The following is a 13,239-nucleotide window of genomic DNA, read 5'->3' as shown; positions in this document are numbered from 1 at the left end:
TGAAACAGAAAGGGAGAGAACTATGCAGGATGTCACCGCTCAGCCCGGTACAGTCTCCAAGCTGAAGCCCAAAAGTTACAAGAGCAGCAGTGAGCTCAAGAAGCGGCTGTGGAGAAACAAATATCTGTACGTCATGCTGCTACCGGGTGTTTTGTTTTTTGTTCTTTTTAAATATTTGCCGATGTACGGCCTGATTATTTCCTTTCAGGATTACAAGCCTTACCAGGGAATTACGGGCAGTGAATGGGTAGGCATGGAGCATTTCCAGCGTCTGTTCACCGAGCCCGATTTCCTGAAGATTCTCGGTAACACGCTCATATTGTTCGGAATGAATATTCTGTTTTATTTTCCGGTGCCGATTATATTGGCCCTGATGCTGAATGAGCTTAGAGGCAGCTTTTTCAAAAGATTGTTTCAGACGCTGGTCTATCTGCCCCACTTCATGTCATGGGTTATTATTGTCTCGATTACTTACGTTATGGTTACGATGGACGGCGGGATTATTAACGAGCTGCTCAGTTATTTCGGCTTCGAGCAGGTGAATTTCCTGCTGAATCCGGGCTGGTTCCGGCCGATGTACATCATCCAGATTATCTGGAGAGAAGCGGGCTGGGGCACGATTATCTATCTGGCTTCGATCGCTGCTATTGACCCCGGTCTGTATGAAGCTGCGCGCATGGATGGAGCGGGACGGATGCGGCAGATCTGGCATATTACACTTCCGGCGATCCGGAGTGTCATCATTACCCTGCTTATTCTGAAAATTGGTTCCGTGCTGGATCTGGGCTTCGAGCATGTCTATCTGATGCTGAACTCCATGAACCGGAATGTTGCGGAAATTATCGATACGTATGTCTATACTGCGGGACTCAGACAAGGCCAGTTCAGTTACAGTACGGCTATCGGATTCTTTAAGTCCATTATCGGGCTTATCATGGTTATGTCTGTTAACAAATTGTCCAAGAAAATGGGCGAAGAAGGCGTTTATTAAGTGAATTGAGAGACTGCGGGAGGAATAGAAGATGGTAGAGGACAGATCGCTGGGCGGCAGGGTGTTTGCCGCTGTTAACTTTACGCTGCTGGCGCTGATTGCGCTCATTACCGTGCTGCCGTTTGTGCATGTGGTCGCGGGATCTTTTACGACAAGTGCAGAGATTGCGGCCAGCAAGTTTGTACTGATTCCGAAGGTGTGGAGTCTGGAGGCTTATAAATTTATTTTTTCCACGGATACGATCTTCAAAGCAATGGGTGTCTCGATCGGCGTTACGCTGATTGGTACTTTGTTCAGTATGTTCATCACTGCGCTGATGGCCTACGGGTTATCCAGACGGGATCTTGACGGACGTAATGTAGTTAACTTCCTGGTTGTGTTCACGATGCTGTTCCATGGCGGGATGATTCCGACGTTCCTGGTGGTAAAAGAGCTGGGGCTGATCGATTCCTATGCGGCGCTTATTTTGCCGTCGGCGATCAGTGCGTTCAATATGATTATTCTCAAAAACTTTTTCCAGAACATCCCTGAAGGACTTGAGGAATCCGCCAAAATCGACGGCTGTAACGACTTCGGCATCCTGTTCCGGATCGTGCTCCCGCTGTCGATGCCGGCGATTGCTACGATCTCCCTGTTCTACGCGGTGACATACTGGAACACTTACATGAGTGCGATCCTGTATCTGGATGACAGTGCCAAATGGCCGATTCAGGTTCTGCTGCGGCAGATTGTTGTCCTGGCCAGCGGGATGGACCACAGCTCCACACTTGATGCGGCTGTTCCTCCGCCGGACCAGTCCATTAAAATGGCGGTTATCGTAGTAGCGACACTGCCGATTCTGATGGTGTATCCGTTCCTGCAGAAGCATTTTGCCAAAGGTGCTATGCTCGGTTCCATGAAAGGATAAGGCTTCTCAGACATTCGGAAGGGATACTAACGTTGGAAGGGGTATGAAGGATGATAGGCAGTCTGCCGGCAACACCGATAGAATGGGCCCGCAAGGCCTGCGATTCGTTAATGGACACTTACCAGGCGGGAGAGCTTCCTCCCGCCCACCGCTGGCATTACCATCAGGGCGTATTCCTGTGCGGAATGGAGCTGCTGTGGTCTGCTTCAGGCGACGGGCGTTACCTGACCTATATTCAGGAGTATGTAGATGATCTGGTGGATGAGCACGGCAATCTTTATTTTGCCCGTGATGAGCTGGATGCGGTTCAGGCGGGGCTGCTGTTGTTCACGCTGCATGAGCGGACCGGTCTTGCGAAGTATAAGACTGCCGCAGACAAACTGCGTAATCTGCTGCGGACCGTCAACCGGACGGCCGAGGGCGGATATTGGCATAAGGACAAGTATCCTTATCAGATGTGGCTTGACGGCCTGTATATGGCCGGGGTGTTCTCGCTGAAATATGCGGATGCCTATGGCGAGCCGGAGCTGCGTCAGGTGGTGCTGCACCAGGAGCGGCTGATGCGCAAATATATGAAGGATGAAGCAACGGGCCTGCTCTATCACGCCTGGGATGAGAGCGGACGCATGCCCTGGGCCAATCCGCAAACAGGCTGCTCCCCGGAGTTCTGGAGCCGCTCACTCGGCTGGTATGGGCTGGCACTGTCACAGTTTCTGGAGCTGCTGCCTGAGCAGGAGCCGGGGCGGGCGGAGCTCGCTGATGCACTTGGCGAATTCGTACAGGCGCTGATCCGTTATCAGGACAAGGAGAGCGGACTGTGGTATCAGGTTGTTGATAAAGGTGATGAGCCCGACAACTGGCTGGAGACCTCGGGTTCATGCCTGTTCGTGTATACCATTGCCAAGACGGTAAAGCTCGGGCTGGCTCTTGATGAGGCGGAGGCTGTTGCTGCTGCCCAAAAAGGGTACGAAGGCCTGATTGAGGTACTGCAGGAGGATGAGCAGGGACGGCTGATTCTGCCGGACATCTGTATCGGTACCTCTGCAGGGGATTACGAGAATTACGTGACCCGTCCAAAAGTAAGCAATGACCTTCACGGCGTTGGGGCGCTGGTGATGGCCTGTGTGGAGATGGAGTCTTTGTACGAGATGCAGGAAGTGACGGCTGGCGGTACGGAGTAAGCTGCTGTTGGCAGGTATTAAGATTAGGGAAGGAGGAAGAAAATCCTTGTATAATATTGAGGATTTCGGCGCGCTAAGGGACTGCGGGGTGTCTGCAACCAGTGCAATTGCTGCTGCGGTTGCAGCCGCAAGCCGGGAGGGGGGCGGTACTGTCTATGTTCCCGCCGGCACCTTCCATACCGGATCGGTGCGGCTTGGCAGCAACATTGAGCTGCACCTGAGTCCCGGATCGTGCTGAGCTTCAGCACCGATCCGGCAGACTACCCGGCGGTGGAAGCCCGCTGGGAAGGTGTGGGACGCCAGGTGCATTCCCCCTGCATTTATGCAGAGGATGCAGTGAATGTGTCCATTACCGGAAGCGGAACGCTGCAGGGGAATGGGGCTCCCTGGTGGAGGAAGCACCGGGAGCAGCCGGAGGAGCTGGAGTATCCGCGTCCGACACTCATCGGCCTGAACCGCTGCCGCCGGGTTACGGTGAAGGATGTGACCCTGCTCAATTCACCGAGCTGGACGGTTAATCCGATTGTCTGCAGCAATGTGACGATCGATAATGTCTACATTTTGAATCCGGCGGATTCGCCGAACACGGACGGGATTAACCCGGAGTCCTGCTCCGGGGTGCGGATCAGCAACTGCCATATTGATGTTGGCGATGATTGCATCGCCATTAAGGCAGGAACCGAGGATACAGCCGAGCGCATCCCCTGTGAGAATATCTCCATCACGAACTGCACCATGGTGCACGGGCATGGGGCGGTCGTGCTGGGCAGTGAGATGAGCGGAGATATCCGCAATGTGACGATCAGCAACTGTGTGTTCAAAGAGACTGACCGCGGAATCCGCATGAAGTCACGGCGCGGGCGCGGCGGAACGATTGAGGATATCCGGATCAGCAATATCGTGATGGAGGGCGTTATCTGCCCGTTTACGATGAATCTGTACTATTTCTGCGGGCCGAGGGGCAAGGAGAAGTATGTCTGGGACAAACAGCCTTATCCGGTGACAGCGGAGACGCCGTGCTTCCGGCGGATCCATTTTGCCAATATCACCGCCCGTAACGTTCATGCCGCCGCAGGCTTCCTGTATGGGCTGGCCGAGCAGTATGTTTCAGAGATCAGCTTTACCGACGTCGATATCTCCATGGCAAAGGAGGCTGTACCGGGGCAGCCGGATATGATGGCAGGGCTTGCGGATATGAAAAAGCGCGGTTTTTTCCTTGGCAACGTGCGGGATGTAAGGTTTCAGCAGGTGACGGTTGCAAATCACGAAGGACCTGCTTTTTATATTGAAAATGGCAGAGATGTAGAAATACTGAATTGCCGTTCCCGGAACACAGCCAAGCCAGAAAAGCTGGTCGAGCAGGTTGAAGTGGTACCGGCGCAGCTATGAATGGCTAAACGGGTTTAAACGGGTATTTTTTCAGCAGCATCAAAGAGGTTAACAGGGACTGTGACCGCGAAGGCGGTCATGGTTCTTTTTGCTGGAGAAGGGGGGAGGGAAGACGCATGGCGGGGATGGCAGTCAGGACAGATACAGACGGTATAAACGAAGGGAATGCAAGCTGCGTGAAGAATGGGTGAAGAATAAGCGTAAGTATGAGTGTAAGAATGGGTAATATAAGCTATAGCGGGCGGATCTCCGCATGTTTTCCGGAACTATGGCTCATCTAATCTTAAAAGCCCGACATTTCCTCTTATGGAGGAATACTATTCCTTTGCATTATCGAATTCATTCGCATATAATTAGTACCAAGTACTAATACCAGATACTATATTGGGATATTTATTTGCAAATGGCGTTGCACAAAAAGAAATATGAGGTGATCAGAGAATGAAGGGTGCTAAAATTACAGCCATTGGTTCTTATGTCCCGGTCCGCAGAATGACTAACAGCGATCTGGAGCAATTGGTCGATACAAATGATGAGTGGATCGTGCAGCGGACGGGGATCCGTGAGCGCAGAATCAGCCGTGAGGATGAGTACACCAGCGATCTGTGCATAGCTGCTGCCCGGAATCTGCTGACCCGTTACGGAAAATCTGCAGCCGATATTGATATGGTGCTTGTGGCAACCAGCACGGCGGATTTTTCTTTTCCCTCAGTAGCTTCGATTATCCAGCACAGGCTGGGTATTCCGCTGACGGCCGGAGCGGTGGATCTGAGCGCAGCCTGCGCGGGGTTTGTATATGCGCTTCATACTGCCCACGCCTATGTAGCGTCGGGCCTGCACCGTAAAGTGCTGGTTGTCGGAGCGGATGCACTCTCCAAAATTACCGATTACACGGACCGCAGCACCTGCATCCTGTTCGGTGACGGAGCCGGAGCGGTGCTGGTGGAGACAGATGAGCAGCAGGACCGTTTCCTCGGCTATCATCTCGGCAGTGACGGCGGAGGGGCGCATCATGTCTACCGTACCGGATTGTCACATACGGTTAACGGTGTGGAGCTTGGAGATTCAGGCAAGCTGGTGCAAACGGGAGGGAAGTATTCAAATGGGCAGTCCGGACGGTACCGCAGGGGGTGCAGCGGGTACTGGACAATGCCGGTGCAACGCTTGAACAGGTGGACTGGTTCATTCCGCACAGTGCCAATCTGCGGATGATTGAGCCGGTCTGTGAGCGGCTCAACTACCCGTTGTCCCAGGCTCTATACAGCCTGGATTATTTCGGCAATACCTCTGCCGCCAGCATTCCGCTGGCACTCGACCTCGGTATCCGTGAGGGGAAGGTACACAGCGGACAGCGGGTTCTGCTCTACGGCTTCGGTGCCGGACTGGCGCATGCCGGTGTTCTGACCGAGCTTCAGCTGGACGAACAGGTGGCTCCGCCTGATATTTTATAAGATCAACAGATTGTTATTCACGTAATATAAGGCCGGCTGCCCTCTTGCATGGGACTGCTGGCCTTTTAAGTTTGCTCTTGGGTTGTTTAGAAGCCGCGGGTTGTGTTTCGCGCTGCGGGCACCGAGCACTAAGCACCAAGCTAAAAGCTCCAAGTTAAAAGCTAAAAGCTAAAAGCTCCAAGCTCCAAGCTCCAAGCTCCAAGCACCTTTACCTCTGCTAAGCCATTATGCTTATGCGGCTCCTCCCTCTTTTTCAGCGGCATAACCGAAAAATCGTACCCGAAACCAGAAAATCCACGCCTTGTATGCCTCCATAAAATGAGAGATTATATTATCGAAAACGTTTTCCGTTTTACAGGTGATCCTGTTGTAGAACGCAGCCATTTTCGGTATTTGTGCTGGCTCAAAACTCGAAAAGGTTCGGAGTTTGCCGGCTGCGGCAGGAATAAGGGGGGAGTCAAGGCCTGCGTAATGATCTTGGTGATAACCTGAGTAAAAGTAAATGTAAACGTAATCGTAAGAGCTATAACTCAGACTCTAACGGGACTGGGGAGTAGTGGTCAGCGGTGGATTTTTGAGCAATAGTCTTTGAGCGGGGTGTGTAATTTCATTCAAGGATTAATTGGATTTTCGCCACCTAAATTTGCCGCTTTTCACCTTGTAAGATCATTAGTTGGAAAAAGCACACCTATTTCGGCTCATTCTGCCCGCAATCGGTGAATTTGGAACAATTAAGTGGAGTTTTTCCAACTAGATTACTGTTTCAAGCTCATTCATTAGAATTAAGTGTACTTTTTCCACTTAGTTCGATCAGTACATGCGGAGAAGAGGCAGTAAGAGCGAATGGTCCCGCTAAGCGTGGGAATGCCGGTGCTGGCAGTGATGCTGCCCACCTTGCTGCCTGAGGCTTTCGGAATCAGCCCCCATCTTGCTGCCTGAGGCTTTCGGAATCAGCCCCGCAGCTTGCTGCCCGAGGCCCCCGGCCTAGCTCCGCAAACCGCTGCCGCAGGATTCGCGCACGATCAGCGCGGGCTCGACGACGAACGAGCCGCCCTCGGACTGGTTGTTGATCAGGTCGAACAGCATGTGGGCAGCAAGCACGCCCAGTCGCTCCTTGTTCTGACGGATCGTGGTGAGCGTAGGAGTGGTGTATTTGCAGGCCTCGATATCATCGCAGCCTACAACGGCAATATCCTCGGGCACTCGCAGCCCGTGCTCCTTCAGGGCGCGGATGGCTCCGAGAGCAAGCAGGTCCGAAGCGGCGAACACCGCCTTTGGCAGGCTGCCCCGCTCAATCAGCCGCTGCATCGCCGCATAGCCGCTAGGCTCGAAAAAGTCATCGCCATGAATGAACCAGTCCATATTCAGGGATAAGCCAAAGCTTTCAATCGCCTTGATGTATCCGGCTTCCCGCCGGCTAGAAATGTCAGAATCGCCGGTACTGCCGATGAAGCCCAGCTCTCTGTGCCCAAGCAGATACAGATGCTCCACTACCTTGGAAGCGATCTGATAATTGTCGGACATCACGTACCCCGACTTCTTGCCTTTAAGCTCCAGATCTACGCCGATGCAGGGGATGGTGCTCATGTCCAGGTCGCGGATGGCCGGCTCCATTTTCTCCCCGGAGATGATGACACAGCCGTCCACATGAAAATGCACACAACGGGAGAAGTAATCACCGCCGCTGACAAACTTTTCGTTGGAAAAGAAAATCAGATCGTAGCCCAGCACACCCATCTGTTTCTTGAAGGAGTTCAGCACCTCCACGAAGAACGGATGTGTAATTTCCGCGTTAAGCTCACCGGCAAAAATAACACCGATCAGATTGGATTTCTTGGTAGCCAGTGTTTTGGCGGAATTCGAGGGCGAGTATCCGGTTTGTTCGATGATTTCCAGGACTCTCTGTTTCGTTTTTTCGGAAACATCATTGTAATTATTCATTATTTTCGAAACAGTGGATACAGAAACGCCAGCCATTTCGGCAATCTTTTTGATATTCACCTGCATGCTTATCGACCCTCCGCTTGATATGGCCCAGACCAGGAAAACGGCCAAGCTGACGTTATTCATTGAATTACAAGCCTTGTCCGGTACTCCAAATAGTTACAGTTAAGTCTATTCAACTTCCCCCCGCAAGTCAACGCTTTATGCAGGCCCTTTTTAGGATTGGATCGAAACCGATTTCGAATATTCTTGATCAGCAATTCCGATACCCGAGGAGGAAAACAGAGGATGAAAAAGAACGTGTCGGCAGCACTCGCTGCCGTAGTACTTGCGACAGGCCTGCTGGCGCCAATGGGAGGCGGAGCCCTGTCAGCAGCTGCCGCATCCGCCCCGCCGGAAGACAATATACAGCAGTCTGCCCCAGCCAGTAATTTGAAAGCGTTTACCGATTTAAAGGCGGATCACTGGGCAGCCCGGTCGCTGCAGCGCTGGAGTGAGGCTGGTGTTATGAGCGGATACGGAGATGGAACGATCCGGCCGAATAAGCAGATTACAAAGGCGGAATTCGCAGTAATGATAAACCGCCTGTTTAATTACAAGACTGAGGCAGCCACGCTTCCTTCCGATGCAGCCGGCAATCTCTGGTTCACCAGTGATATTGCCAAGGCGGTTGCCGCCGGATATTTGAGTGCTGATGCAGACAACCGGATCCATCCGTCCGCGAATTTGTCCCGCGGTGAGGCGGCAGTGGCGCTGCAGAAGCTTTTTAAGCTGGAAGCAGGCAAGCAGCCGGCAGCGTATACAGATCTGCCGGCAGCCGGCAGCGAATTGACCGAAGCGGTTGCAGCGCTTACTGCAGCGGGCTATCTGAAGGGCTATCCGGGGGGCTTGTTCAAGCCGGAGGGGGCCATCACCCGCGCTGAGCTGGCCCGGGTTGCTGACGTGATGATCGCAGGACTGGTAACCTCTCAGGGAGAGGTGAATCTGGGAACTGTACAAGGGAACGTACTATTAAGCAGTGCGGATATTCTTTTGCAGAATACAGTTATTGAAGGAAATCTTTATCTCTCTGAAGGTATCGGTGAGGGGAATGCTTCACTGGACGGGATTGAGGTGAAGGGAACCACTTACATCCGCGGAGGCGGAGCACATACCGTAAGCCTGCAGAACAGTAAGCTGGGTAAGGTGGACGTGATCAAGCCGGGAGGCAATATCCGGCTGTATGCCGGCGGCAGTACGGCAGTTGGGACAGTACAGCTGGGTTCCGGGGCAACACTTATGGAGGGCAGCCTGACCGGGGCAGGCTTCACGGATATTGAACTCCGCTCTGGAGCCAAGACGGTAGCCCTGAAAGGGGAATTCAATGCTGTCAGCACGGTGGATGACAAGACAGGCGGCCTGGTGCTTAGCCTTTCCGGAAAGCTGGCTAAGCTTAACTTAAGTACTCCAAGCCGGGTTACACTGGCAGACAATGCGCGGGTGGCGGAGCTGCTGCTCTCCGCTAATGCCTCGGGAACAGCGATTCAGGGAAGCGGCAGCTTCGGCAAGGTAACGAATAATGCCGATGGCGTTACCAGCGGCGGCATTGCCGTTGCCAAAGGCAGCAGCAGCGAGCTGAAGGCTGCGGCGGCCACACCTGCGCCGGCAAGCAGCGGCTCCTCCGGTTCCGGTGTCACACCGGCACCGACGGCTACGCCGGCGGCCACCCCAACAGCCACGCCGGCAACTACGCCGACAGCCACTCCTACACCAGCTGCAGACCTGTGGACGATGGTGTGGAGTGATGAATTCAATGACGGCGCCATTGATCCGGAGAAGTGGACCTATGATCTGGGCGACGGCACTGCAGTCGGCAATCCCGGCTGGGGCAATAATGAGCTGGAATGGTACACAGACGATGAGAAGAATGTAAAAGAAACAGACGGCAACCTGGTCATTACCGCCCACAAGGAGTCTGTAGGCGGCAAGGATTATACCTCCTCGCGGATCAAGACCAAGGGGCTGTTCAGCAAGAAATACGGTAAATTCGAGATCCGGGCGAAGGCGCCGACCGGCAAAGGCATGTGGCCGGCAATCTGGATGCTTCCGGAGAATTACGAGTACGGCAACTGGGCTGCTTCCGGTGAGATTGATATTATGGAGGGCTGGGGCAGCCGGCCAAATACCGTCGCCGGAACGATTCATTACGGCGGCTTCTGGCCGGATAATGTATATTCCGGCAAAGAATATGTTTTCCCGGATAACGGAACCATCGCCGATTACCATACTTATTCCCTTGAATGGGAGCCGGGAGAGCTCCGCTGGTACGTGGACGGCGTGTTGTTCCAGACCAAAAATGACTGGTACAGCATCAGCGTCGGACAGCCGGCGAACAATGCCTATCCGGCACCGTTCAACCAGGAGTTCCATCTCCTGATGAATCTGGCCGTAGGCGGCAACTTTGACGGTAATCCCACTCCGGAGACGAAATTCCCGCAGTCGATGTCCGTCGATTATGTCCGTGTGTATGAGCTGACCGGCCGGGAGTACCGTGAGCCGGTGCCGGTTACAATTGCGAAGGAGCCGTATCTGGAAGGCTCGCTTGCTCCGACAGAAGACGGCAACTTCATTCATAACAACGGGTTCACCGAGCAGAAGGATGGGGATGCCGGCATGGGCATTCCGAACACGGCCCACTGGGTGCTTTATAAGGAAGCCGGGGCTGCCGCAAATTTATCCCTCGAACCTGTCGGCGGTCAAAACTTCTTGAAGGTGGATATCAGCAGCGCCGGCGGGAATGCCTATTCGATCCAGCCACAGGCTATTGTATCGCTGGCTAAAGGCAGATTCTACAAGCTCAGCTTCGATGCCAAAACCGATACGGAGCGGAGCATCAATGTAAGGCTGACGGGCGGAGAATCGCGCGGCTATCAGGCGTATTCGCCGGGACTCAAAGCCGAGCTGACCGGAACGATGACTCACTATGAAACGATGTTCCAGATGAAGGAGAATTCGGATACTGCGGCCCGGGTTGAATTCAACCTCGGTACGAATGCAGCCCCGGTATGGCTGGGCAACGCCCGGCTTATAGAGATCGACAGCATTCCGTTTGAGCATGACAATGCCAAGACGCCGCTGGGCAGCGGCAACCATCTGTACAACGGCACCTTTGACCTTGGCGGAGTCGACCGTCTGGGCTTCTGGCACACCACCGCATCCGGAGGGGCTGAGGTCAGCCGAACAGTGGACGGCGATGGACATCTGCAGATGCAGATTACAGGCAGCGGTGCAGCAGGAGCCGATGTGCAGCTGCTGCAGAAAGGGATATTCCTGGTGAACGGCCAGGATTATAAACTGACCTTTGACGCGGAGGTCTCTGCCGCACGGACAGCCGTAATTGAGCTGCTAGGCAAAGACGGTACGCTGTATGCATCCAAGGAAGTGCAGCTGGCAGCAGGGGTACAGAGCATCACTGCCGAGTTCAAGGGGCTGGCCGGAGCTACCGACCATGAAGGCCAGTTTGTTCTCCGGCTCGGCGGCGCAACAGGCACCGTGCAGCTCGATAATTTCGTGCTGCTGCGGACCAGCACGTATTACGATCCGTCGCTTGTGTATTACCCGCTGGTGAACGGGGATTTCGGCTTCGGCTTCAGCAGCTGGGAACGCCTGCTGACCGAGCAGGGCGGACAGAGCACGGCTGCGGTTGCAGACGGGGCAGCCAAATTCAGCATTACCAATACCGGCAGCCAGAACTACTCCGTGATGCTGTTCCAGAACGGGCTAAAGGCATCAGCCGGTGCGGAATACGTCATTGAGTTCGATGCCAAATCTACTGTTGCCCGCAAGATCGGCGTTAACGTAGAGAATGCGTCATATTCAGCTTCCTTCACGAAGCTTGTTGAGGTGACGCCGGAAGGCGCCCATTACAGATACGAGTTCCGTCAGGGTATAAAGGATACGCTGTCGCTGAAATTCCTGCTCGGGAAGGTGGACGGTGTAAGCATTCCGGGTGCACATGATGTCATCATTGATAATGTGAAATTTGAGATCAAAGGGGCTCCGGCCAAGCCGCAGGAGCTGCTGGCGGACAGCAGCAATAACCGCGCAGGACAGCCAATCCAGCTCCAATATAATGACAATGCGGCCTGGCGCAGCAAGATTCAGGCGGTTAAAGTAAACGGAACAGCATTAACCCCGGAGCTGTACAGCACCCAGCCCGGCGTGATTACGATTAACGCCGCTGCCTTCCCGGCAGAAGGCAGCTACGCCATTACGGTGGAAGCGGAAGGTTATGTCCCTGCGGCGGTAACGCAGGTGATTCTGGCAGGCGGCAGCAATCTGGTGGTGAACGGCTCGTTCGCCAGCGGAACAGCCGGCTGGAATACTTGGTCCGGTGAAGGCGGAGCGGCCGTGTTAAGTGCAGCGGACGGTATTGCGAATATTGAAATTAATGCAGCCGGCAGCCAGACCTGGGCTAACCAGTTATTCCAGGAAGGCATCCAGCTGCAGGCCGGCAAAACCTATGAGCTGAGCTTTAGGGCCAAATCGACAGTTCCGCGGCAGATTATCGTAGAATACAGCGGCACCTCTGCCGCCTCCCAGCAGGCTAAATTCGATGTTACAGCCACCTGGGCGACCTACAGCGCGCAGTTTACGGTGGCAGACGGCAGCCCGCTGAAGCTTAACTATCTGATCGGTGCCACTGCAGGCACGGATAAAACAGCCAACAGCACAGCGCATACTCTGTCACTGGACGATATCTCGATTACCGAGGTGACTGGCGGCACACCGGGTGAGCCGGCAAGCGGCACTTTGGATAACGGAACCTTTGATGCCGCGAAGGGGCTGGCCGGCTGGACACAGTATTTTGACGGAACCGGCTCTGCCCAGGCTGTAAGCGGAGAACTGGCTGTCAGTCTGACCGGAACAGGCAACGCGAGCTACAGTGCACAGGTGGATTATGCGAACCTGAAGCTGGAACAGGGCAAAACCTACAAGCTGACCTTTCATGCCCGCTCCGATATTAACCGCCTGATTGAAGTTGCGGTAGAGCATAAAGGCGGGGATTACACCAAATATCTGCCTGCCGTCAGTGTCGCCTTGACCAGTGAGATGAAGGAATACAGCTACACCTTCACCATGAGCGCCGGAACGGACACCCTGGCACATGTAGTGTTCCTGATGGGGCTGGTTTCCGGCAACAGCCAGGAGACTAACAGTGCCGTCAGCGCAGGCAATCAGATTGTGATTGATAACGTAACGTTGACCCAGCAGCCCTGAAATTTAAGCGCCTAAGCCAGCTGGGCGCGGGCAAACCATAGACAGCACAAAAAGGCCGTGACCCCTTTGTTAAAAGGGGCCGCGGCTTTTTAACATTTTGCAGCAGCGCAAATAAGC

Annotated in this window: 5 protein-coding genes and 2 pseudogenes; 6 read left to right on the top strand and 1 reads right to left on the bottom strand. The window is 54.0% G+C overall.

Going from position 1 to position 13,239, the window contains the following annotated elements:
- Positions 1 to 22: 22 nt before the first annotated feature.
- From AWJ19_RS20905 to AWJ19_RS20885, 5 genes and pseudogenes are all read left to right on the top strand, one after another.
- Positions 23 to 991 (top strand): sugar ABC transporter permease, encoded by a 969-nt coding sequence (locus AWJ19_RS20905; RefSeq protein WP_068726717.1) that lies wholly within the window; start codon positions 23 to 25, stop codon positions 989 to 991.
- A gap of 31 nt (positions 992 to 1,022) precedes the next feature.
- Entirely contained in the window at positions 1,023 to 1,898 is an 876-nt protein-coding gene (locus tag AWJ19_RS20900; RefSeq protein WP_068726715.1) for a carbohydrate ABC transporter permease, read from the top strand.
- A gap of 50 nt (positions 1,899 to 1,948) precedes the next feature.
- The gene (locus tag AWJ19_RS20895; protein WP_068726714.1) at positions 1,949 to 3,079 is read left to right on the top strand and encodes a glycoside hydrolase family 88 protein; all 1,131 of its coding nucleotides are present in this window, start codon (positions 1,949 to 1,951) and stop codon (positions 3,077 to 3,079) included.
- 46 nt (positions 3,080 to 3,125) lie between these two features.
- Positions 3,126 to 4,468 (top strand): annotated as a pseudogene (locus AWJ19_RS20890) (glycoside hydrolase family 28 protein).
- 441 nt (positions 4,469 to 4,909) lie between these two features.
- Positions 4,910 to 5,919: pseudogene (locus AWJ19_RS20885) on the top strand (ketoacyl-ACP synthase III).
- Positions 5,920 to 6,903: 984 nt separating this feature from the next.
- On the opposite strand, the gene AWJ19_RS20880 reads toward AWJ19_RS20885, so the two are convergent.
- On the bottom strand, positions 6,904 to 7,926 hold the full coding sequence (locus AWJ19_RS20880) for a LacI family DNA-binding transcriptional regulator (RefSeq protein ID WP_241781827.1): 1,023 nt from the start codon (positions 7,924 to 7,926) through the stop codon (positions 6,904 to 6,906).
- A 225-nt stretch (positions 7,927 to 8,151) separates the two neighbouring features.
- On the opposite strand from AWJ19_RS20880, the gene AWJ19_RS20875 reads away from it, so the two are divergent.
- Positions 8,152 to 13,122, top strand: coding sequence for a carbohydrate binding domain-containing protein (locus tag AWJ19_RS20875; protein ID WP_068726712.1), 4,971 nt, complete (start codon positions 8,152 to 8,154; stop codon positions 13,120 to 13,122).
- Positions 13,123 to 13,239: the final 117 nt, after the last annotated feature.

The organism is Paenibacillus sp. DMB5 (assembly GCF_001517085.1).
GTDB lineage: Bacteria > Bacillota > Bacilli > Paenibacillales > Paenibacillaceae > Paenibacillus_AQ.
This window is presented reverse-complemented; position numbering and strand designations above follow the sequence as displayed.

Excerpts from the sequence above, each read along its gene's own strand:
- AWJ19_RS20905 (WP_068726717.1), top strand. The coding sequence starts at position 23 with ATGCAGGATGTCACCGCTCAGCCCGGTACAGTCTCCAAGCTGAAGCCC.
- AWJ19_RS20900 (WP_068726715.1), top strand. The coding sequence starts at position 1,023 with ATGGTAGAGGACAGATCGCTGGGCGGCAGGGTGTTTGCCGCTGTTAAC.
- AWJ19_RS20895 (WP_068726714.1), top strand. The coding sequence starts at position 1,949 with ATGATAGGCAGTCTGCCGGCAACACCGATAGAATGGGCCCGCAAGGCC.
- AWJ19_RS20880 (WP_241781827.1), bottom strand. The coding sequence starts at position 7,926 with ATGCAGGTGAATATCAAAAAGATTGCCGAAATGGCTGGCGTTTCTGTA.
- AWJ19_RS20875 (WP_068726712.1), top strand. The coding sequence starts at position 8,152 with ATGAAAAAGAACGTGTCGGCAGCACTCGCTGCCGTAGTACTTGCGACA.